Annotated in this window: 21 protein-coding genes; 6 read left to right on the top strand and 15 right to left on the bottom strand. The window is 48.6% G+C overall.

The genetic code is table 11. The features are described 5' to 3' along the window. The first annotated feature begins 72 nt into the window (after nucleotides 1–72). Genes OCV68_RS00480 through OCV68_RS00470 form a run of 3 tightly spaced genes read left to right on the top strand, consistent with a single transcriptional unit; the run spans nucleotide 73 to nucleotide 2,478 of the window. A complete protein-coding gene (locus OCV68_RS00480) occupies nucleotides 73–1,290 on the top strand; it encodes a glycoside hydrolase family 5 protein (RefSeq protein ID WP_262570079.1) in 1,218 nt (405 codons plus the stop codon). Next, nucleotides 1,287–2,057, top strand: a complete 771-nt coding sequence (locus tag OCV68_RS00475) for a hypothetical protein (RefSeq protein ID WP_262570077.1) — start codon at nucleotides 1,287–1,289, stop codon at nucleotides 2,055–2,057. The genes OCV68_RS00480 and OCV68_RS00475 overlap by 4 nt, the downstream gene beginning before the upstream one ends. Nucleotides 2,058–2,061: 4 nt before the next feature. Further along, nucleotides 2,062–2,478, top strand: a complete 417-nt coding sequence (locus OCV68_RS00470; protein ID WP_262570076.1) for a GNAT family N-acetyltransferase — start codon at nucleotides 2,062–2,064, stop codon at nucleotides 2,476–2,478. A gap of 165 nt (nucleotides 2,479–2,643) precedes the next feature. Here OCV68_RS00470 and OCV68_RS00465 read toward each other — a convergent pair whose 3' ends face one another. Beyond that, nucleotides 2,644–2,856 carry a DUF378 domain-containing protein gene (locus OCV68_RS00465; RefSeq protein ID WP_022475618.1) on the bottom strand — a complete coding sequence of 71 codons (213 nt, stop codon included), beginning with the start codon at nucleotides 2,854–2,856 and terminating at the stop codon, nucleotides 2,644–2,646. A gap of 394 nt (nucleotides 2,857–3,250) precedes the next feature. On the opposite strand from OCV68_RS00465, the gene OCV68_RS00460 reads away from it, so the two are divergent. Beyond that, nucleotides 3,251–4,339 (top strand): GGDEF domain-containing protein, encoded by a 1,089-nt coding sequence (locus tag OCV68_RS00460; RefSeq protein ID WP_147622417.1) that lies wholly within the window; start codon nucleotides 3,251–3,253, stop codon nucleotides 4,337–4,339. Nucleotides 4,340–4,354: 15 nt separating this feature from the next. After that, on the top strand, nucleotides 4,355–4,786 hold the full coding sequence (dtd, locus tag OCV68_RS00455) for a D-aminoacyl-tRNA deacylase (protein WP_022475616.1): 432 nt from the start codon (nucleotides 4,355–4,357) through the stop codon (nucleotides 4,784–4,786). Here dtd and OCV68_RS00450 read toward each other — a convergent pair. The 7 genes from OCV68_RS00450 to OCV68_RS00420 all read right to left on the bottom strand — a co-directional run bounded on the left by OCV68_RS00450 (nucleotide 4,776) and on the right by OCV68_RS00420 (nucleotide 11,353). Beyond that, nucleotides 4,776–4,928, bottom strand: a complete 153-nt coding sequence (locus OCV68_RS00450) for a hypothetical protein (RefSeq protein ID WP_022475615.1) — start codon at nucleotides 4,926–4,928, stop codon at nucleotides 4,776–4,778. The genes dtd and OCV68_RS00450 overlap by 11 nt on opposite strands. A 144-nt stretch (nucleotides 4,929–5,072) precedes the next feature. After that, the gene (locus OCV68_RS00445; protein WP_262570074.1) at nucleotides 5,073–5,858 is read right to left on the bottom strand and encodes an ABC transporter ATP-binding protein; all 786 of its coding nucleotides are present in this window, start codon (nucleotides 5,856–5,858) and stop codon (nucleotides 5,073–5,075) included. After that, nucleotides 5,855–6,877: a FecCD family ABC transporter permease gene (locus OCV68_RS00440; protein ID WP_262570072.1), complete on the bottom strand. Its 1,023-nt coding sequence runs from the start codon at nucleotides 6,875–6,877 to the stop codon at nucleotides 5,855–5,857. The genes OCV68_RS00445 and OCV68_RS00440 overlap by 4 nt, the downstream gene beginning before the upstream one ends. A gap of 85 nt (nucleotides 6,878–6,962) precedes the next feature. Then, nucleotides 6,963–8,183 carry an ABC transporter substrate-binding protein gene (locus OCV68_RS00435; RefSeq protein WP_262570071.1) on the bottom strand — a complete coding sequence of 407 codons (1,221 nt, stop codon included), beginning with the start codon at nucleotides 8,181–8,183 and terminating at the stop codon, nucleotides 6,963–6,965. A 16-nt stretch (nucleotides 8,184–8,199) separates the two neighbouring features. Beyond that, nucleotides 8,200–9,342 (bottom strand): nitrogenase component 1, encoded by a 1,143-nt coding sequence (locus tag OCV68_RS00430; RefSeq protein WP_262570070.1) that lies wholly within the window; start codon nucleotides 9,340–9,342, stop codon nucleotides 8,200–8,202. Then, nucleotides 9,339–10,592: a nitrogenase component 1 gene (locus OCV68_RS00425; protein ID WP_262570069.1), complete on the bottom strand. Its 1,254-nt coding sequence runs from the start codon at nucleotides 10,590–10,592 to the stop codon at nucleotides 9,339–9,341. The genes OCV68_RS00430 and OCV68_RS00425 overlap by 4 nt, the downstream gene beginning before the upstream one ends. Beyond that, nucleotides 10,592–11,353: a nucleotide-binding protein gene (locus tag OCV68_RS00420; RefSeq protein ID WP_022475609.1), complete on the bottom strand. Its 762-nt coding sequence runs from the start codon at nucleotides 11,351–11,353 to the stop codon at nucleotides 10,592–10,594. The genes OCV68_RS00425 and OCV68_RS00420 overlap by 1 nt, the downstream gene beginning before the upstream one ends. Nucleotides 11,354–11,701: 348 nt before the next feature. Between OCV68_RS00420 and OCV68_RS00415 the strand changes: the two genes are divergently transcribed. Further along, entirely contained in the window at nucleotides 11,702–13,231 is a 1,530-nt protein-coding gene (locus OCV68_RS00415) for a sialate O-acetylesterase (RefSeq protein ID WP_262570067.1), read from the top strand. A 370-nt stretch (nucleotides 13,232–13,601) separates the two neighbouring features. Here OCV68_RS00415 and OCV68_RS00410 read toward each other — a convergent pair whose 3' ends face one another. From OCV68_RS00410 to OCV68_RS00380, 7 genes are read right to left on the bottom strand one after another with little or no spacing between them, the layout of a single operon-like run. Continuing rightward, complete coding sequence (locus tag OCV68_RS00410; protein ID WP_022475607.1) at nucleotides 13,602–14,522, bottom strand: AEC family transporter; 921 nt, start codon at nucleotides 14,520–14,522, stop codon at nucleotides 13,602–13,604. Between the two features lie 55 nt (nucleotides 14,523–14,577). Next, entirely contained in the window at nucleotides 14,578–15,357 is a 780-nt protein-coding gene (locus tag OCV68_RS00405) for a hypothetical protein (protein ID WP_022475606.1), read from the bottom strand. Between the two features lie 17 nt (nucleotides 15,358–15,374). Further along, nucleotides 15,375–16,169, bottom strand: coding sequence for a histidinol-phosphatase HisJ family protein (locus OCV68_RS00400; protein ID WP_262570065.1), 795 nt, complete (start codon nucleotides 16,167–16,169; stop codon nucleotides 15,375–15,377). A 17-nt stretch (nucleotides 16,170–16,186) separates the two neighbouring features. Continuing rightward, a complete protein-coding gene (locus OCV68_RS00395; protein WP_262570063.1) occupies nucleotides 16,187–17,743 on the bottom strand; it encodes a DHHW family protein in 1,557 nt (518 codons plus the stop codon). 11 nt (nucleotides 17,744–17,754) lie between these two features. After that, nucleotides 17,755–18,426, bottom strand: a complete 672-nt coding sequence (locus OCV68_RS00390) for a hypothetical protein (protein ID WP_262570060.1) — start codon at nucleotides 18,424–18,426, stop codon at nucleotides 17,755–17,757. Beyond that, the gene (locus tag OCV68_RS00385; protein ID WP_022475602.1) at nucleotides 18,426–18,767 is read right to left on the bottom strand and encodes a hypothetical protein; all 342 of its coding nucleotides are present in this window, start codon (nucleotides 18,765–18,767) and stop codon (nucleotides 18,426–18,428) included. Before OCV68_RS00385 ends, OCV68_RS00390 begins: the two co-directional genes overlap by 1 nt. A gap of 24 nt (nucleotides 18,768–18,791) precedes the next feature. After that, entirely contained in the window at nucleotides 18,792–20,093 is a 1,302-nt protein-coding gene (locus tag OCV68_RS00380; RefSeq protein WP_262570057.1) for a S41 family peptidase, read from the bottom strand. Between the last annotated feature and the right edge of the window lie 39 nt (nucleotides 20,094–20,132).

The following is a 20,132-nucleotide window of genomic DNA, read 5'->3' as shown; positions in this document are numbered from 1 at the left end:
TTGAAATCCTTTGTGCAATGTGATATAATAAGATGTTGTTAAAAACACCCAAACATTATGGAGGACTGAAATATGAAAAAATCAAAGCTTACCGCTTTACTGCTGGCAGCTGTAATGTCAGTGGGAATGTTCACCGCCTGCGGCAAGGGCGACGAAAGCGCATCGGACGCAGCTGACGCAGCTGACGCAAAGACTATCCGTGATATCACCTCAATGGAGCTTATCGGCGAGATGAAAACGGGCTGGAATCTGGGAAATACTCTGGATTCCACGATCACCAACCCCACAGGCAGCGAAACTCCCACTGACTGGGAAACTGCATGGGGTCAGCCTGTTACCACAAAGGCAATGATAGACAGCGTAAAGGCTCAGGGCTTCAACGTTCTGCGTGTACCTGTGACCTGGGAGGGCAAGTTCGGCGAGGCTCCAGATTACACTATCAAGGCTGACTGGCTTGCAAGAGTCAAGGAAGTTGTGGATTACGGCATTGACAATGATATGTTCGTTATCCTCAATATGCACCACGAGGAATGGCATATGCCCACTGCGGACAATGAGGAAAGCGCCGAGAAAATTCTCCGTGCTCTCTGGGCTCAGATCGCCGATTACTTCAAGGACTATGATGAAAAGCTCATATTCGAGGGCATGAACGAACCCCGTCTCAAGGGAACTCCCATGGAATGGAACGGCGGAAATCAGGAGGCAAGAGAGGTCATCAACCAGCTCAATGCCGCTTTTGTTGAGACTGTACGTGCAAGCGGCGGCAACAATGAAAAGCGTCACCTTATGATACCCACCTACGCTGCTTCCACTATGGACAGCGTTCTGAACGACTTTGTTATCCCCAATGACGACAAGGTGATTGTTTCCGTTCACGCATATCTCCCCTACACCTTTGCTCTTGCGGACAATGCCTCCGGCACATCTGAATGGAGCGCTGACAACTTTGCCGATACCAAGGACATCGACAGCCTTATCGCAAATCTCAAGAAGAGATACATCGACAAAGGCCAGGCAGTTATTATCGGCGAATACGGCACAAGAAACCGCAGCTTCAACACCGAGCCGAGAGCGGAATGCGCACGCTACTATGTATCCAAGGCAACTGAGGCAGGCATTCCCTGCATCTGGTGGGACAACAACGCTTTCACCGGAAACGGCGAGAACTTCGGCCTCTTCAACAGAACAAGCTTTGAGTGGAGATTCCCCGAGATCGTAAGCGCTATAATGGAAAGCTGCGGCGCATCGGGAAGCACATCAAACACTTCTGCCGAAAGCTCTGCGGAATGATAGACAGACTCAGGTTCGAGACTGCCTGCCGCACGGTGACATCGGGTGGAAGGCTGCAAAAGGGCATTGGCACCAAAAGCGAACGCTCCGTTCATGCGGTGCTGAAAAATTACTTTGAGCCATACCACGATTCACAGGAGCAGAAGGTAGGCAGCTATATCGCCGACATTGTGGGCGAAAGCGGAATTATCGAGATACAGACAGCAAGCTTTTCCCATCTAAGGGGAAAGCTTGCTGAGTTTCTGCCCATATCACGGGTAACGGTGGTCTATCCCGTTTATGTAAAAAAGGTCATCGTAACGCTGGACGGCGACACGGGCGAGGTAAAGAGCCGCCGCACATCTCCCCTGAAAGGCTCGGCATATGATATTTTCACGGAGCTTTTCCCCATATCGGAATTTCTGCTGCATGAAAATCTCAGCTTCACTATCATGCTGCTTGAAGCGGACGAGCTTCGTATCCCACCCGAAAGCATCGGTCGGAAAAAGAACAGGAGAGGCAGGCTTTCCGTCTGCGACCGTATCCCCACAGCGCTTATTGATGAAGTGAACATCACCTGCCCCGAGGACTGGCAAAAGCTTATCCCCTGCCTTATGGACGAGGATTACACCACGGCAGATCTGGCGGCAGCGGCAAATATCCCAAGGCAGACCGCACAGCTGGCTCTCAGCGCCCTGCAAAGGGGCGGCGTTGCAGTCCGCACAGGCAAAAAGGGACACGCATACACCTACAGATTTTATAAGGACACAGCTACCGAACAGGAGTGATAATATGGACGGATTAACAGTAAAATACAACGAACTTACCGCCGATGAATTTACCGAGATATGGCAGTCGGTATGGGGCGACGCCCCCGACAGTCGGCAGACAGCCCTTGCAATGGAGCACACGCTTTTCAGGGTATCGGTCTATGACGGCGACAAGCCTGTTGCCATGGCAAGGCTTCTTGGCGACATGGGGCTTAATTACTACATAAAGGACGTGGCTGTAAAGCCCGAATATCAGAAAAATGGCATCGGACGGCTGCTTATAGATGAGCTGCTTAAATTCATCAGGCAAAACGGTGTAAGCGGCACTGATATTTTTGTAGAGCTTTGCGCTGTTCCCGACAAGATACCTTTTTATGAAAAGTTCGGCTTTGATTATAACGATGCAAAGCGGCTGAAAATGATGGTAAAAGCAGAATGAACGCATAATATAATACTAATCCCCAATAAAACTATAGACAAAAAATCATCGCATAATCCATATACGCAAGATTATGATCGATTTTTTGTATAGTTTTTAATTGGTGATCAGTATAAAATAACCCCTGACCGCAAAAGTCAGGGGTTATTTTTTATTATGGGTCTATCAGTGGCTGTGAGCTTCAGCGCCCGCAGGCTCTCTGAACAGCAGAGTAATACACCACACCGCAGCCAGTGCCACAAGGATATACACTATCCTGCTGAGGATAGCGCCTGTACCGCCGAAAAGCCACGCAACAAGGTCAAAGCTGAAAATACCAACCAGTCCCCAGTTCAGTCCGCCGATAATGAGCAGAACAAGTGCGATCTTGTCAAACATAGGTAAGTCTCCTTTCAGACTATTACTTTCAGAAGTCTCCTTCTGTAAATGCAAACCCGATGAAGTATAAAACTGTTTTCAACAAAACGTATCACACTGCATATACCTCACTGATATTATCTGCATCGGTATGAAAAATATTCACCTTGAACAATTATGAGCCTGAAAATAAACATAAATGCCAAAACTCACAAAAACAGCGGTAAAAATTTAAAATAAATATTTATTTTGCGCTAAAGTTTTTAAATTATCTGCCGATAATATAGGCAGAGGATTTTGTTGATTTATGTCGGGAACATTTTTTTATCTTCCCGAATATAATATTTGAACATACTGTCACTCTCAGGTGCTTTGGCTCTGACCCAAAGCCGGCATTCAGGAAAGGATCCCGCTCATGAACATTACCAAGGATAAATTTTTCTCGTCCGAGCTGCTCCAGTCGGATATGAAGATCACAAATAAAGTAAAATACACCATACTCCAGATGTGCTGCGCATTCGTCCATCTGATGCTTATCTTCATCTTTGCGGCGTTCGGCGTGTACCCAATGGTCATTTTCAATATTTTCAGCACCATATGTTACCTCAGCTGCGGCATACTGGTAAAAAAGGAGCTTTATATCCCCCTTTACTACATAACCTTTGTGGAGATAAGCCTTCACTCTTATATCGCAACGATACTTGTGGGGTGGGAAACAGGCTTCCCCATGTACATAATCGGAATAACGCCCATAATATTCTATATGCACTTCTCGCTGAGCGAAAATTCCACTTTGTATGAAACGCTGCTTATCGGTCTTTGCTCCCTTGCAACCTTTGTTAGCTGCAAGTTCATCTCCTACAAGACCGAGCCGCTTTACACTATCCCCGATGAGCCTTCATTCTGGATATACATTTTCAACTCACTGTGTACCTTTGCGATGCTGGTGCTGTTCTCGCTCATATTCCTGCGTGAGATAAAATCAGCCCACACAAAGCTTGAAAATCAGAACGCACAGCTTGACCGAATTGCAGGCATTGACGCCCTCACAGGGCTTTACAACCGCCGCAGCATGGATAAGTTTCTTGCCGCTGCAATGTCATGTCCCAACGATTTCTCCATTATTATGTGCGATATCGACGATTTTAAAAAGGTCAACGACACATATGGACATAAGAGCGGCGACAAGGTGCTTCAGGCGATATCAAAGATAATCGTTTCAAGCCTCCGTGAAGACGATTTTGTATGCAGATGGGGCGGCGAGGAAATACTTATCCTTATAAGCGGAACTTCCCTTAATCCCGCAGCTATGGCAGCGGAGAGAATACGCTCACAGGTTGAGAAAATGTCCGTTGACAGCGACGGTCAGGCAATAAAATGCACCCTTACCATAGGCGTTGCCGAAAGGTCGGAGGGCAAATCCACCGATGATATAATCGCCCTGGCGGACGAAAGGCTGTACAAGGGCAAGCGCTCTGGCAAGAACCGTGTGGTGGAATCATAAAAGGAAAGGTAATGTATGAGAGCAGTAGTTCAGAGAGTCACCCAGGCAAAGGTCGAGGTTGACGGAAAAGTAACGGGAGAAATAAAAAAAGGCTTCCTGGTGCTGGTGGGCTTTACCCACGGCGACACAGAAGCCGACTGTATAAGGGTAGCAAAGAAAATATCGGGACTGAGAATATTTTCCGATGAAAACGACAAGATAAATCTTTCGCTCAAAGACGTTGAGGGCGATATACTTTGTGTGTCCCAGTTCACATTATATGCGGACTGCTCCCACGGCAACCGCCCAAGCTTTACAAATGCGGCACGCCCCGATCTGGCAGAACCGCTGTACGAATTTTTCTGCAAGGAGCTGGAAAAATACGCTCACACAGAGCGTGGCATTTTCGGAGCGGATATGAAGGTCTCGCTGTTAAACGACGGTCCTTTCACAGTAATTATCGAGTAAATATCTTTTTAAGCCTGTCCGTTACACGCTCGGACAGGCTTTTTTTATGTTCAAACTCAGCAAAGGTGCGGCGGTGATCCTTCTGCATCTTTTTTATATCCTTTTCAAGCTCGGCAATTTTCTTTTTCTCGTCCGTATTCATATAAGCGCCCCCATATATTATGATAATATGATTATATCATATGCGGCGGGAAAATACAAGACGGCGCTTTTAATATGAAAAAAATATAGTCGGATATGTTATGCTGATCACCAATATCCGACTATGTTACCAGACTATATTTTGTTACACAAGATACAAAGGCACTACGCTTTTATGGCGGACACCCTCATATTCAAAGTTGTCGATATAGACCTGCACGGAAAACGACCTGCGCATATTTTCCTCATTGATGACCTCTTCCGCCGCACCGTATTCACTGGTGCCGTCACGGTTGAGTATCAGCGCCTTGTCGGATATTTTCAGTGCGTGCTCGGGATAATGGGTGTTCACTATGGCAGATATGCCACGCTTTTCCGAAAGATTTTTAATGGTATCAAGGATTATGAGCTGGTTTTTAAAGTCCAGATTGGACTCGGGCTCGTCAAGCACCAGCATACAGGGGTCAATGGTCAGCGCCCTTGCGATAAGCACCATCTGAAGCTCACCGCCGCTCATTTCGTTGCAGAGCTTGTCGTGAAGATATGTTATGCCCATGTCCTCCATTGCCCTTTCGGCGGCAGCCCTGTCCTCTTTGCCGGGCTGGGAAAATGTGCCCAGATGTGCGCTTCTGCCAAGAGTTACCATGTCGATTGCGCTGTAGGAAAATGCCGAACCCTTTGCCTGTGGCACATATGCTATCTTCTGCCACAGCTCCCTGTGGCGCAGATGTGAGATATTGGTTCCGTCCAGCTCGGAGCAGCCGCTTTTCCACTTGAGCAGACCTATCATGCACTTGATGAGAGTGGTCTTGCCCACGCCGTTTGAACCCAGCACCGACATGACCTCTCCGTCATTTACGGAAAAGCTGATATCATTGAGGATCTGCTTTTTCTTATATCCGAAGCAGCCGTTTTTGACCTCAAAATTCATGACCATGCACCTCCTGTTTTTTTCAGCAGAATAATGAATACAGGTGCGCCTATTATCGCCGTAAGTATGGAAATGGGTATCTCGGCGGCGGTGGCGCTTCTTGCGAAGGTGTCCATCACTATCATGAAAAATGCGCCGAGGCAGATGCTTATGGGGACAACGGTGCAGTTATTGTTGCCCTTCATCATGCGGGCGATGTGAGGGATAAGCAGTCCGACCCAGCCTACCTGACCGCACATTGAAACGCAGGAGGCGGTTATCATTGATGAAGCGGCGATGAATGCCACTCTCATAAGCTGAGTGTTCATTCCCAGCGAATGTGCTTCGTCCTCGTTAAGGGAAAGGATATTAAGGCGCCATCTCAGCAAGAAGATGATAAGCACGCCGATAGCTATAAAAGGTATTCCCAGCGCAAGGTTGCCGTATGTCGCCCTTGACATGCTTCCCATGAGCCAGTAGGTTATCTGTGGCAGCTGATCCTCAGGGTCGGCAAGATATTTGAGCAGTGATACCAGCGCCTCGAACACGGCAGATATAACGATACCTGCAAGGACTATCATAATGATGTTGCTCCTGCCCTTTGTCTTTCCTATGGAATAGGTCACAAAGCAGGATAAAAGTCCGAAAACCAGTGCTGTAAGCTGTATTGCCACAAGATTTCCTCCGAAAAGCATGGCAAGCACCGCACCGAAGGACGCTCCGCTTGCTACGCCCAGAGTATCGGGGGTCGCAAGAGGGTTTGAGAAAAGTCCCTGAAATGCCGCTCCCGCACAGGAAAGTCCTGCGCCCACCGCAGCGGCAAGAAGTATTCTCGGCAGACGGACGTTATAAATTACCGTTGCCGCTGTCTTGTCAACATCTGCTCCTGTCAGCTTTGAAAAGAGCACCTTTACGGTCTCGGAGGGCGTAAGGGAATATCGTCCGATACCAAGGCATATCAGCGCAGCAAGCAGGGGAAGCAATATCATTATCAGATAAAATAAAACTCCCGCTTTGCCGTTCTTTGCTTTATTTTCCATTTATGCGACCATACCTTTCCTGAGGGTTGCTGTATGAGCCTGCGTCCTCCGTAAGTGCGGAAACGCAGGCTCCGTTTATAGTTATTTACTTTGTCTTTCCTGAAGCTTCGCTTACGGGATTATAGATGTTCTGAACATCATCATCGGTAAGCTCTACACCGTAGAATTCCTTGTAGTAGCTCTTTATCTCGCTGTCCATATCTATGTCTGCGAACTTCTCGGGCTGAATAGTCTTTGCAAGCCACTTGAGTACCAGAGGAGTATCGGAGCAGGGAGGGAACCAACGGTACATACCCAGGGGGAACTTATATACCTTGCCGTTGTTTACAGCAGATACGGTGCTCCAGTCATGACCCTCGATGGTGTTGTTGTAAAGGTCCTCTGGGAGATAGGGGCTGAAGTTTGTGATAAGAATAATATCGGGATCCCACTCATACACCTGCTCCATGTTGATCTCGGCAGAGCCTGAAAGATCGGCAGCAACGTTTATTCCGCCTGCGGTCTCGATCCAGTACTTGCTGAAGAAGTCAGAGCCGCCTGCTGTGATAACGCCGTTGGCATAATTGAAGAGAATAAGAACCTTGGGCTTATCCTCATCGGCAATGTTATCGGTAACAGCCTTTATTTCGGAAGCTGTGTTTCTGCCGAACTCGATGATCTTGTCAGCGGACTCGGAATCGCCGTAGATATCGCCAAGAAGCTCTATCCAGTCAGCATAGGTCTCGATGCAGTCGTAGCCTGCCATTGTGGTGGAGAAGCCTACTGCGGGAATGCCTGCGTTGTCGTAAAGGTCACGCTCCTCGGTATTTGCAGCGGAGTAGAACACAACATCAGGCTCCATAGAAAGCAGCTGCTCGATATTTACCGCACCGTTTTCAACAAAGCTTGTATCGGCATTTGCAATCTCGGGGAAAACATTTATAAGATAGGAATTTTCAGCCGCAGCCATTGAGCTGGGGTGAATACCGATGATATCATCAGCAGATTCTCTGAACAGGCAGTAAACGGAGGGAAGAGGGAGGATAGAGGAAATAACAACTCTGTCGATATTGGCAGGAAGTGTCACCTCTGCGCCTGTGTGGTCAACGATAGTTCTTGTTTCGTGGTCAGCTTCGCCGTCAGTGCTGTCGGAGGTCTCCTCGCCCGAAGTTTCCTCGGAAGTATCGGCAGCACTGTCGTTTTCTGCAACAGCAGAGGTCTCAGCCAATGTATCGGCAGCCGAGTCAGATGTGCTTCCGCAGCCTGCAAAGCAGGTAGCTGTCATCGCAAAAGCCGCTGCGCACGCAATAATTTTTTTCAGTTTCATCTCAAAAGTCCTTTCGTTATGGGTTTGCTATCCTGCGGATAATGTTCTCCATTTCTCCGCCTATGTAACAGGGATACTCATTCCAGTGAAGCTTGCTGGATACAGCCGCATGAGGAAGCGGGAGAAAATCAACATCATCACGCTTTATCAGCTTCTTTATCTCGGGGTCGCCGCACACAAGGGAATATTCTCCGCTGTTTACTGCATTTCTCACCGATTTTTCATCGGGAAGGTCAAGGTCGCCGTCTCTTGAAAGTCTGCTGTCAAGGTCAAGCATACTGCCCACTGTTATCTGCGAGCTGCCGATCTCCTCCGCACATTCCCTGAGGGAGTTGGAAAAGACCTGCTCATGTATGATAAGCACCTTTTTGCCGTCATGGACAGCTGTGAGCTTTTCTGTGCCGTTTATATTGTCTTTAAGATTCTGTCCGCTGCCGAGGGGCATTACGCACACAAAGGGAATACCGTACTTTTGCTGCATATATTCCGCTGTGTCCAGCCCTGAAAGAGATACCACAATGTTCATATCGGCACTTGGGCAGCGCTCTATCTGAGCTATCGAAAGTCCCATTGCAAAATCTGCCACCAGCTCATAGCCGCTGTCGGTAATGAACTTTGTTACAGCGTGATAATTCATCTCGCCGCCTACGTCAAGGGGAATCATGCCAAGAACGTTAACCCTTTTCACGTCCTTGCTTCTTTCCCCCTCAAAGGGCTTTGCGAAACGCTTTATCAGCTTGATGAACACCTCGGAAGCGCCCTTGTGATAATACCTTTCTCCCGTGGAGTTTATTCCGAAGGAGGGTATTCCGCTGGCAGCCTCCGCCTCGGCAGCCATTCCCTCAAGGTCGGTGCCTATTATCATGGGAACGGGACTTCCAAGGAATGCGATAAGCGTGGGATCAAGGCTCTCGGCAGCATTGAGCGCCATCTGAATGAACTTGTCGTCATTTCCCAGAACGGCGTCCATGCGGCGCAGTCCCGAGCAATATACCGCCGAGCGGGAATTGAGCCAGCGTGGTTCATCATAGCCAGTGTAATTTCCCGTGCAGCCTGATGCGTCGTGCATAACAACTATGCCGCCAAGGTCAAAGAAAGCAGATGCCGCTCCCGAATAATCAGGCGCCAGAGGAGGCAGTGTGATCGAAAGTCTGCTCATATTATCAGCCCCGCTTTCTCTATCATCTCGCTTACGTCAGCCTTTTCATTGAAGGCAGCTATAAGCATATCCATAAGGCGGCAAACGCCGTCATAGCCGTACATATAATCGTCCTCCATAAGGTTTGCCACCTTGTCGGAGGCTGTGATGTAGCCGCAGTCAAAGCCGATGCAGAGGAAATCCTTGTCCGTAAGCCCGAACTTCACCAAATCGTGGTGGAGCGGGTTCACAAGCAGCAGGTCGGACACAAGCTCCATAAGCCTTTCATAGTTTTCCTGCTCAAAAGCGGGAATACCGTCCGATGCCACCATTGCGACCCTGAAGCCGTTTTCAGCCAGCATAAGCGCCAGCGAAAAGGGTCTAAGCACCGCCTGATAATCCACTGCTATGGGGTAATCCCCTATAACAGCCTTCGCTTCGGCTATCTTCTGCCTTGCCTTGTCACGGTAGGGCGCTGTAAGAGGAAGAAGATTTTCGCCCAAAGCTTCGGAAAGGCGTGTGTAAAATGCGTCGATATCCTGCTCCCTGTAGGTAACATAGCCCTCAACAGTCGGGATACCCAGATTTTTCTCCATATCCTTTGAAGCCATTTTCGCCGCAGGCCCCGCAAGTATATCCAGCTTTGAGGAGGACATTTCCCTGAAATCCTCAAACCCGTCGTACTCGGATATGTGGAGCAGCCGATAGCCCTTCTGCGCCAGAATATCACGCAGGTCGCCGTTTTTGGCAACGGTGTTTATGCCGATAAGGTTCACGGTATTTTTCTGCTCCGTGCTCTTTTCAAGCAGGCTGTACATATTCATCTGGAGAGTAACTCCCGGAGGGAGCTTGCTGTCCAGCGAAATAGGATTCATCTTGCAGTGCCTGAACTGCACATCGGGGTACTTCTCCGAAAGCTCCGCAAGGATAGGCTCATGGTCAGTGCCAAGCAGATCGTCCAGACAAGCGGTGAAGATGAAAAGCACCTTGGGTATCTTGTCAAGGCCCTCAAAAAGGTCATCAACGCCGTTTATTATCATCTGCTCATAGTCGCCCGAAATGATATCCGCCTCGTCGATGAAAAGGTACGAGACCTGCTCCTTTATGCCGTTCATCTCGCCGCCCAGCGCCGTATGACGGCCGCAGGCAAAGGGACACACAAAAAGATGATGGCTCTCGGGAACAAGCGCCGCAATTCTTACAACGCCCCAGCCGCCGTGGGAGGGGGAAACATAATGCAGTGTCTGCTCAAAGCAGCCGCACTGTGACATCAGGCTTCATCTCCTTCCGTAATGCTCAGCATATTGTCCGCCAGTCTGCGGTAGCAGTCTGCCATCTCACTGTCTGGGAAGGCTTCTATGACCGTCTTTCCCTGATTTTCAGCTTCCTGAACTACAGGACATCGGGGAACTACCGAAACGATGTCTCCGCCTATCTCCTTGAGAGCGGTGCGGACTATCTCTTCTTCATTTTCAAGATTTCTGGAATTAAGGATAACTCCCGAATACTGAGCATATCCTCTTTTGCCGAAATTCTTAACTGCGCTTGCAATGTTTGATGCTGCATAAAGGGACATCATCTCACCAGAGGTAACAATAAAAACGTTGCGTGCATATCCGCCTCTTATAGGCATTGCAAAGCCGCCGCATACAACATCGCCCAGAACGTCGTAGAGGACTATATCGGGCTTGCATATCTCGTAAGCGCCCAGCTCTTCAAGCTTCTCGAAAGCGGTGATTATTCCTCTGCCTGCGCAGCCGATACCTGGGGTGGGGCCTCCTGCCTCAACGCACCAGATGCCGTTGTAGCCTCTGAAAAGCACATCATCGGCAGTGATTTTTTCCTTTTCTCTGATAGCGTCAAGAACGGATTTGATCTTCTTTCCGCCCGTAAGGTTCTTTGTCGAGTCGGACTTGGGGTCACAGCCTATCTGTAGCACGCTCAGTCCCTTTTCGGAAAATGCAGCGGCAATGTTCGATGTGGTTGTTGACTTGCCTATTCCGCCCTTTCCGTATATAGCGATCTTTCTCATGTTTACTCCTTTTCGTCTTGATTAGCTTTCGCTAACTGATTTTCTAAATTATATCATTGACTTTTCTGTCTTGTCAACGTTAATTAGCAAAGACTAACTAAAATCTGCATTTTTAATAATAACTTTTTCCGCCCGATAAAATAAATCGGTGCATTTTTACATATGAAAATGTGCATATATGCTCATATGGCTCTGATATTTTGACATTCGTGTAATTTGTTAAAAAATCGCAGGCAAATGGACAATTATATGAAATGTCCCGAAAATTTTCATAAAATCTATTGATTTTTACTGTCAGCTATTGTAAAATAAATACAAAGTATTGCTATTGAAAGGGAGCGTATAAAAATGGGAGCGCTTAAAGCTGCTGCAATTTTTACAGATCATATGGTCGTTCAGATGGGCAAGCCCATCATACTCTGGGGGCATGACTACAGCGGTAGAAAAATAACCGCCACCTTCTGCGGATATACCGCCGATACCCTTTGTATCGACAACTGCTGGAAGATAACCCTTCCCCCTGTGAACACCTACGGGGGACCTTATGAAATGACTCTTACCGACGGCGATGAGACTATCGTATTTTCCGACATAATGGTGGGCGAGGTATGGATAGCAGGCGGTCAGTCCAACATGGAGCTGGAGCTTCAGAACGAAAAGCACGGCGCCGAGGAGCTGGAAAAGGTCGCTGATTCCAACGTCCGCTTCTATTACACCAAGAAAAATCCTTACATAGATGAGTTCTTCTACATCGACGAGAGAAACGGCGGCTGGGCTCTCCCCTCCCCCGAATCTGCAAGATGCTGGTCAGCTGTGGGCTATTACTTCGGCAAAAAGCTTGCTGCCGATCTGGGCGTTACCGTGGGAATCATCGGCTGCAACTGGGGCGGCACATCTGCTTCAAACTGGATTGATAAGAAAAATCTTGTCCGTGATATCGACACCAAGACCTATGTTGACGAGTACGACAAGGCAATGGAGGGCAAGACTTTTGAGGATTACCTGAAAGATCTCCGTGAATACCGTGAGTGGGAGGCTGAGTGGCAGCCCAAGATAAACGAGTTCTATGAGAAAAATCCCGAGGGCAGCTGGGACGAAGCACAGGAATATGCGGGAAGCAAATCCCGCTGGCCCGAGCCTCTTGGCCCCAAGTCCCCGTTCAGAGCAGGCGGACTTTACGAGACCATGCTCAAGCGCATCGCTCCCTACGGTGCAAAGGGCTTTATCTATTATCAGGGCGAGTCGGACGACCACAAGCCCCAGATGTATGAAAAGCTTCTGAAAATGCTTATCGCCCAGTGGAGATACGACTGGAACGACCCCGAAATGCCATTTATGATAGTCCAGCTCCCCATGTTCCTCAACCGTGACGACATTGACCGCAAGAACTGGTGCCTTATCAGAGAAGCTCAGATGAACACTCACCTGACCACCTCAAACACAGGCATTGCGGTAATTCTGGACTGTGGCGAATACGGCAATATCCACCCTGTTGACAAGATACCCGTAGGCGAGCGTCTGGAGCTGCAGGCAATGTACCACACCTACGGCAAGATCGCCGAGGACGAGGCTTACGGCCCCACATATTACCGCTCATTCCCCGAGGAGGACTGCTTCATCATCGAGTTCAAGCACGCAAAGAGCGGCTTTGACCTTAGAAATGAGGACACCCCAAGCGGCTTTGAGCTTGCAGGCGATGACAAGGAATACCACCCCGCAGCGGCTCAGATACTCAGCGGCGGAAAGATACGTCTTACCTGCCCCAACGTTAAGGAGCCAAAGTTTGCACGTTTCAGATGGGTAAACTATGGTGATGTTACCCTCTTCGGAAAGAACGGTCTCCCCGCCGCACCTTTCAGGACAAGCCCCGAGGCATGATATGATACAACGACACCCTTTGATGTTTTCATCAAAGGGTGTTTTCTATAACTGTTCAACTGTAGAGTTAAGCAAAACGAACAGCAGATACTTGATATAACCCGAAAAATCCGCTAACACAATGTAAATGACATTCTTATAAAATTGCCCCCAAACAAACCAAAGAACAGCAAATAAAGAACGGAGCGAAGGCGGGCTTGTCGCCCGGCAAGGGAGCTGGCTTATTTCAGCCGAGGATTTGTCTATAGGTTGATTGAGGATTAGTATTATTTGCACAAACCTTTTATTATGTGCTTCTGACGCAAAAAATCCCTTTGATGCTTTTATCAAAGGGATTTTTATATAGCTTAATTACAATTACTGCTCCTGATCATACTCCGCCGAGCATTACCATAAGCGGCAGAGTTATCGCCGAAAGCAATGTTGTCACTGCAAATATCACCGCCGATATCTCGGGGCATTTCTTATATCTCAGCGCAAACATCGTTCCCGTTGCCGCTGCAGGACAGCCTGCCGCTACCAGCACCACCATGAACACCGTATCGGGGATAAAATCAAACCACCTGAACATCAGCCAGAAAAGCACGGGGCACAATATAAGTCTGAGAAATGTTGCACGGTAAACTCCGATATTTTTCAGATGTGTGCCGATGACTGTTCCGCTGATGGTAACGCCTGCACATATCATTGCAAGAGGAGTGTTCATTCCGCTGACGTAGCTTGCTGCGGATGACACCAGCTCGGGAAGTCTGAAGCCTGTAAGGAATGCGATAAGTCCCAGAAATGTTGCGATTATGGCAGGTGATGTAAGCACCTTTTTAACGGAAGTCTGCGCTTCCTTGCCGCCGAAGAACACCACGCCGTGTGTCCAGACCATTATGTTGAACACTGTAACGTAGCCTGTGAGAAAGAACACGCCCTCCTCGCCGAAAAGACCGTTTATAAGCGGTATTCCCATAAATGCGCAGTTGGAATATATGGCGGCGAACTGCTCCACAATACCCTCGTTGGTCTTGTTCTTGCGGTACAGGAATTTCAGCAGGAATATCATCACACCGTATGAAATAAATCCCAGCACCAGTGACATTCCCAGCCCGATAAGCAGCTCATTATTGAAGCTTTGCTGATATGACATAAATATCAGCACGGGGTTTACTACTTCAAGCACAAAGCCCGAAAGCTTTGAATTGGTCTCCTTGTCGATGAGATTTATCTTTCCGCATAAAAAGCCCAGCGCAACAAGGATAAACATAATAAGTATCTGCTTTACGCAGATGATAGACAATGACATTTTAATCTCTACCCTTTTCTCTTTTTTCTTTCCTTATGACCCCTTGATATGTAGATCAGCTGTTGTCCTTTTTAATAGCCGTTATAACGCTTATTACAGCTCCCACCATTATTACGGTGGAAACTATTCCGATGCCTATGCCGTGAGTGCTTACCTCCAGTATTGGCTGCGCTCCGCCTATTCCCTCGGCAGTGGCTGTGCACAGACCGTAAAAGAACAGGAACGATGCCGCAGAGCGCATATCTCCGCAGCGGACGATAAGCAGTCCTGCGATTATGCCGATAAGGAAAAAGTCGATGGCAATGATAGCTTCCTCCGATGATATGCCGTCAAAATATGATGACAGACCGGCTGTCTGCGACACTGCAAAGATCAAGAACAGCAGCGCTGAAAGGAGCACCGCCGTAATGCTGCCGAAATCCTTCTGCAAGATGTGGAAAAAATAGCCATAGACCGCAATACCCGCAAAGAGCCAGAACTTGACTATCTGCAAAAATATCTCGGTCAGGTCAAAGCCCGATGTTATGCCTGTGATATGCGTCTCCCCCAGCACGAAAAGCACAAAGAAGGACAGTCCATATATGACGATCGCATAAACCGCTCCGGGGACGATATTTTCAAGAACATATCCCTTTGAGAAGAAAGAGCGCTTTCCGCCCTCCACCGCTGCAAGGAATATGAATGTGAATATGACCGCCATAACAGACGGCAGCAGCTTATCCGCAGGTGAACCGAGGAAGCGTGATGCTATGTATGCTCCTGCGCACAGCACAATAAACACTGCAAGCTTTAATATTGAACCAAGCACAAATTTTCCGTATTTTGTATCAGCCATATGTAATACCTCCCATGTCACAAAGAAAGCATTTCGGGGCGGCACTTTTCATAAACTGCGTAATATTTGAATTCGCAGTCTCTGAGCATTGCTCCGCATCTGTCAAAACAGCAGCCGAGTGTTTCGGGCGAGTGAGCGTCCGAGCCGAGAGTTATAAGCTCTCCCCCAAGCTCACGATAACGCACGAACACGTCACGGCAGGGGTTAGGCTCGGTAAGCCCCCGTGAAAGTCCCCCCGTGTTGCATTCAAGTGCTTTGCCGTCCGAGATTATCTGCCTGAGAATTTCGTCGATGTAGTCGCCGTACTCCGAATAAGAGTAGGTCAGCCCGTGGGGAGCGCCGTAGCGCACGATATAATCCAGATGCCCCAGTGAATCATAGCACTTTACCTTTCTTATCCGCCTGAGCAGGGTCTCGAAATACAGCCTGTAGGAATTTTTGCCGTGCTTCTCGAAATACTCCGGATAATATGGGTCAAGCCCGTCTATGAAATGAACGGAGCCTATGACAAAATCAAAGGGATATTCCTCCGTCAGCTTGTAAAGATAATCCGCAATATGGCTTTGCAGCCCAAGCTCAATGCCTGTGCGGATATCCAGCCTGCCCGAATATTTCTTTTTAAGCTCCGACATCGCAGCCATATACCGTGGTATATCCAGCTCAAAATCAATATCGGACACAACGTCATGATCGTGATGATCGGTAAAGCATATCCGCTCCATTCCCAGAGCTATAGCCTTTTCCGCCTGCTCCTCGGGGGGAGTTTCGCTGTCCCCTGAAAAGCTTGTGTGCAGGTGCTGGTCAGCGTACATATATTACCGCCTTTCTGTCAATCCTCCGCCTTGTCATCGGCAGCCTCAGTCTCAGCAGCCTGTGTTGCCGATGTTGAGCGGTATGCCTCCACTGCGGGTATCTCGTCCGCAGTAAGAGTACCATAGGGATAGTTGTAAAGATTTTCGATGCCCTCGATAAGCGAGCCTGTGTTTGCCGCAAAGGCATTGTTGATGAAGATAACATCTGTAATGCCCTGCTGCTTCATATACTCCACAGCGTTCATTCCGAAATATCGGATATCAATGACATATATCTCGTCAAAGCTGTCAACAAGATAAGGCACAAAAGCATTTCCGTAGGATTCCTTGAAAACGCAGGCCTTTCTTCCCGTATCAAGCTCGGTAACGATCTTTGTGTGGATAGCGTCCGAACCTAAGAACACGCCGTATGCGTAGCCCGAGCCTACTCCGTCATAGAAAAGGGAGCCTTCGCCCTTGGGTGCAAGGGTGTCATAAGCATAGTAATAGGTCTTGTAATCGGACTTGGGCTTATAATAGGTGAACAGCTCGGGGCTGTTTTTAAGAATGGGATCGTTGGTGTAGCCGTAAAGGGAGCCAACGTATCCGTCTATCTCCTTGACCTCGTAATCCTTGTCGATGTCGGGAGGTGTCTGACCCATTGCCTTGCAGAGAGCCACATAAGCATAATATGCGCCCCTGTGTGACCAGTGGTGGTCAGTCCTCAGGTAGATATATTCATCTGTGTGAGCCGCCAGCTCGGAATATGCGTCAACGGGAATAACATCGGCGGTGTAGCTGTCGTAGATGTGCTCGATAGCCGCCTTTTCGGAAGAGCTGTACTTGCGGAACTTCTTTGGCAGATAGAACTCAACGGAGGTGGGCACAACGATGTTATAAACGTTAACGTCCTCGCCCATGGCTTCCTTGTACTTGCTGATGATATCCGCATAGCGTGTGCCCATGGCGGTGCTGCCGCCGAAAAGCATAACGCCCGCATTCTCGCCGTACATCTTTACGCTGTCAACTATGATGCCGTTGTTGGAGAACTCGCCGATATTTTCTATCGGCTCTTCCTCTTCCTCGGTGGTGGTCGTTACCTCCTCGGTAACTGCGGGAGCTGTTGTAACTTCAGGCTCGCTGCCCTCATCTGCGGGAGCTTCGGTAACAGCTTCCTCGGGGATTATCTGCACGGGAGTTGTTTCGGTAACTTCCACGGTGTTGCCCTCATCATCTGCCACCACGTTTACGCTGCCATAAAACTTGGGAGCGCTTATGCCCTTGAGACCGTTCAGCGATGAAGAAAGCTCCACCAGCTTTTCACGGTACGGCACCGTGTCGGAGAAATACTTGGTAAATCCGCTGGCAAAGCTGCCGTCAAAATAGCTTTCAGCCGTAAGCTCAGGCTTTTCGGCAAGCTTACGCTTTTCTATCTCGGAAAATTCGGGACGCTTTAAGAAAACAAGACAAAGTCCCACAAAAAATATCGCCGAGATAAAAAGAGTTATGGCTACACGCTCATAAACAGCACAACGCTTTTTATATATTTTATCAGCGTCACCGTTTGCCTTGGAGGCTTTCTTTTTCTTATCCATACCGCACCGCCTTACTTTTTCTTCTTTTTGCCGCCCGATCTCTGCGGCTTGCCCGCACTGTTCATTTTAAGTCTCAGGCGGTTGACCTCTGCCGTAATGTCGCCCATGCCAACATATCTGCCAAAGCCCATATCGGCTATCTCCTTTGCCCTGTCGTTCATATCAAGGGCAAGCATTGCACGCACAAGGCAGATATCCGCCATAAGGGTAGTTCTGGGGTCAGGCTCGCTGAGCAGCTTTATGAATACGGTGACCGCATTCTCATATCGCCTGCACACATACTCGTTTATGCCCACCGAGCGGCGCATTACAAGAGTATTTTCCGCCAGAGCTATGGAATTGTACTGCTCATATATCTCCCGCACCTTGCTGCCCTTGTTGAGCAAGAACAGGCACAGGATATAGTTATTCACAAAAACTGAATTCAGATGCTTTGCCAGATGGGGAATATAGGTATTTTCATACTCGGTCTGAGCGTCTTTCAGCCTGCCCATAAACATCAGTGCCTGAGCATAAAGCGCCTGACCCTCGGCTATCTCCGACTTTTTCTTTGCCGTCTCACGCTCGGTGGACAGCATTTCAAGGTAGGTATTGTTATAGCCATGCTCCGCCAGATACACTGCCGAATCGCTGTAATGACCCGACATTTTAAGAAATCCCTTTAAAGTGTCCTTTATGCCCATTACTTTTCAGCCTTTCTGCGGTATTTGAGCTTGAGCCACAGGCTTACGGCTGCGTCCAGCAGGAGAAGTACGCCGAGAACGCCGTGTATCGCCCTTGTGGCAGTGTCATACTCCGTGTATGTGGCTGCTATCAGGAGGAAAAAGCCCCCTGCAAAAATGCACATAAGTATTTTAAGATATTTTATGCAGAGCTGGGCATATTCTTTCAGCTCTTCCCCACCGCTTTTCAGGCTTTTAACTATGCTCACCGCATCAACTGCGGACACAAGGAAAAGCATTACCAGAATTGCCTCGTACATCCAGCCGAAGCCCAGCACATCTATTTTTTCCGCAAAGAACATTTTTATGACCACCCTTACGATTTTTTACTCCGCAGCGCCTTCCGATGAAGCAGCTTCCTCGGCAGCATTTTCGTCAGAAGCCGTTTCGTCAGGAACAGCTGCCTCAGGCTGGGGAATAGTTACCTCCATTGCCTTTATGAGCTGAGTATCGGTGAGGACTGCCGCCTCGTCCGAAAGCTGAGTGATATCCATATCCTCAGGAATCGACACATCGAACTCGGGTTTAAGTCCCACGCCGTTGAAGTCGCCGCTGTTTGCAGTGGTGACAATGGCTGTGGAAAGCTTCACAACAGAGCCGTCGGAGCAGGTATATACGGACTGGGAATATCCCTTGCCCGCAGTGTTCTTGCCGATAGTGTGAGCGCCGCAGTTGTCCGCAAGGGCGAATGCGAAAAGCTCCGCCGTGCCTGCGGTGTTCCTGTTTACGATAACGGACATGGGCATATTAAGCTTCTCAGCCTCGGTGCATACCACCACAGGCTCGGTGCTGCCGCTTATATACTGAGCGGTAACGATATCCCCTGCCCCGATTATATGGTCAAGGCAGCTTTGAAGCATGGACATGGTTCCGCCCTCGTTGTTTCTCAGATCGAATATAAGTCCCTCTGCGCCTGCTGAGATAAGCTCGTCAAGCTTTGCTTTCAGCTGAGCCTCGGTCTTATCTGTAAAGGAAGCTATCCTGATATATCCCTGAGTGGGGGTCAGAAGTCTGCCTGTTACAGTGACCTTTTCGGTGCGCTGGGCGGTCACGTCATAGGTGATGAAGTCAGTGGAACCGTCCTCCTCGGTGCGCTTGATGTACAGCTTCACACGGGTGCCCTCTTCGCAGGCAAAAAGAGATATTGCCTCGTCATATCCCCCTGCAAAGGCGATAACGTCCGTATTGTTCACGGCAGTGATGATATCCCCTGCCATAAGTCCCGCATCATCTGCAGAGCTTGCGGGGACGACTTCGGTTATCTTGATATATCCACCGTTTTCCTTTTCGTAGTTGAATCCCAGTCCGACGGAAACTCCGCTTTCCTCATTCAGCTCCTGAGCATACTGCTCTGCTGTGAGATATTCTGCGTAGCTGTCGCCTATGCCGCTGATATATCCGCTTACCATGCCCTCTATCAGCTTGCTTTCGTCTATCTCGCTGATGTAATGGGTACGGCTGTAGGTATCTATCTCGGAAAGCTTGCTGTAGAACTCCTGCTTCTCGCTGACGCTCTTTATCTTCTGGTTGAATCTGTCCAGAGTGACGTTGCTTGTGATGATGAAAGTCACAGCAGCAGTTATCGCCATAAGACCTACCGCTGCTCCCAGGGATACTTTAATACTCATTGTTAAAATTCCTTTATGATAATTTCCTGCGAAGAATAA

It is taken from the genome of Huintestinicola butyrica, assembly GCF_025567215.1.
Lineage (GTDB): Bacteria > Bacillota > Clostridia > Oscillospirales > Ruminococcaceae > Huintestinicola > Huintestinicola butyrica.
The sequence above is the reverse complement of the archived record's forward strand: the minus strand, read 5'-3'. Positions and strand labels throughout refer to the sequence as shown.

Bases quoted from the DNA above. Each gene is read 5' to 3' on its own strand.
- OCV68_RS00380 (WP_262570057.1), bottom strand. From the start codon at position 20,093: ATGAGTATTAAAGTATCCCTGGGAGCAGCGGTAGGTCTTATGGCGATA.
- OCV68_RS00410 (WP_022475607.1), bottom strand. From the start codon at position 14,522: ATGTCATTGTCTATCATCTGCGTAAAGCAGATACTTATTATGTTTATC.
- OCV68_RS00465 (WP_022475618.1), bottom strand. From the start codon at position 2,856: ATGTTTGACAAGATCGCACTTGTTCTGCTCATTATCGGCGGACTGAAC.
- dtd (WP_022475616.1), top strand. From the start codon at position 4,355: ATGAGAGCAGTAGTTCAGAGAGTCACCCAGGCAAAGGTCGAGGTTGAC.
- OCV68_RS00440 (WP_262570072.1), bottom strand. From the start codon at position 6,877: ATGGAAAATAAAGCAAAGAACGGCAAAGCGGGAGTTTTATTTTATCTG.
- OCV68_RS00450 (WP_022475615.1), bottom strand. From the start codon at position 4,928: ATGAATACGGACGAGAAAAAGAAAATTGCCGAGCTTGAAAAGGATATA.
- OCV68_RS00460 (WP_147622417.1), top strand. From the start codon at position 3,251: ATGAACATTACCAAGGATAAATTTTTCTCGTCCGAGCTGCTCCAGTCG.
- OCV68_RS00430 (WP_262570070.1), bottom strand. From the start codon at position 9,342: ATGAGCAGACTTTCGATCACACTGCCTCCTCTGGCGCCTGATTATTCG.
- OCV68_RS00435 (WP_262570071.1), bottom strand. From the start codon at position 8,183: ATGAAACTGAAAAAAATTATTGCGTGCGCAGCGGCTTTTGCGATGACA.
- OCV68_RS00395 (WP_262570063.1), bottom strand. From the start codon at position 17,743: ATGGATAAGAAAAAGAAAGCCTCCAAGGCAAACGGTGACGCTGATAAA.
- OCV68_RS00390 (WP_262570060.1), bottom strand. From the start codon at position 18,426: ATGGGCATAAAGGACACTTTAAAGGGATTTCTTAAAATGTCGGGTCAT.
- OCV68_RS00445 (WP_262570074.1), bottom strand. From the start codon at position 5,858: ATGAATTTTGAGGTCAAAAACGGCTGCTTCGGATATAAGAAAAAGCAG.
- OCV68_RS00470 (WP_262570076.1), top strand. From the start codon at position 2,062: ATGGACGGATTAACAGTAAAATACAACGAACTTACCGCCGATGAATTT.
- OCV68_RS00385 (WP_022475602.1), bottom strand. From the start codon at position 18,767: ATGTTCTTTGCGGAAAAAATAGATGTGCTGGGCTTCGGCTGGATGTAC.
- OCV68_RS00425 (WP_262570069.1), bottom strand. From the start codon at position 10,592: ATGTCACAGTGCGGCTGCTTTGAGCAGACACTGCATTATGTTTCCCCC.
- OCV68_RS00415 (WP_262570067.1), top strand. From the start codon at position 11,702: ATGGGAGCGCTTAAAGCTGCTGCAATTTTTACAGATCATATGGTCGTT.
- OCV68_RS00420 (WP_022475609.1), bottom strand. From the start codon at position 11,353: ATGAGAAAGATCGCTATATACGGAAAGGGCGGAATAGGCAAGTCAACA.
- OCV68_RS00475 (WP_262570077.1), top strand. From the start codon at position 1,287: ATGATAGACAGACTCAGGTTCGAGACTGCCTGCCGCACGGTGACATCG.
- OCV68_RS00405 (WP_022475606.1), bottom strand. From the start codon at position 15,357: ATGGCTGATACAAAATACGGAAAATTTGTGCTTGGTTCAATATTAAAG.
- OCV68_RS00400 (WP_262570065.1), bottom strand. From the start codon at position 16,169: ATGTACGCTGACCAGCACCTGCACACAAGCTTTTCAGGGGACAGCGAA.
- OCV68_RS00480 (WP_262570079.1), top strand. From the start codon at position 73: ATGAAAAAATCAAAGCTTACCGCTTTACTGCTGGCAGCTGTAATGTCA.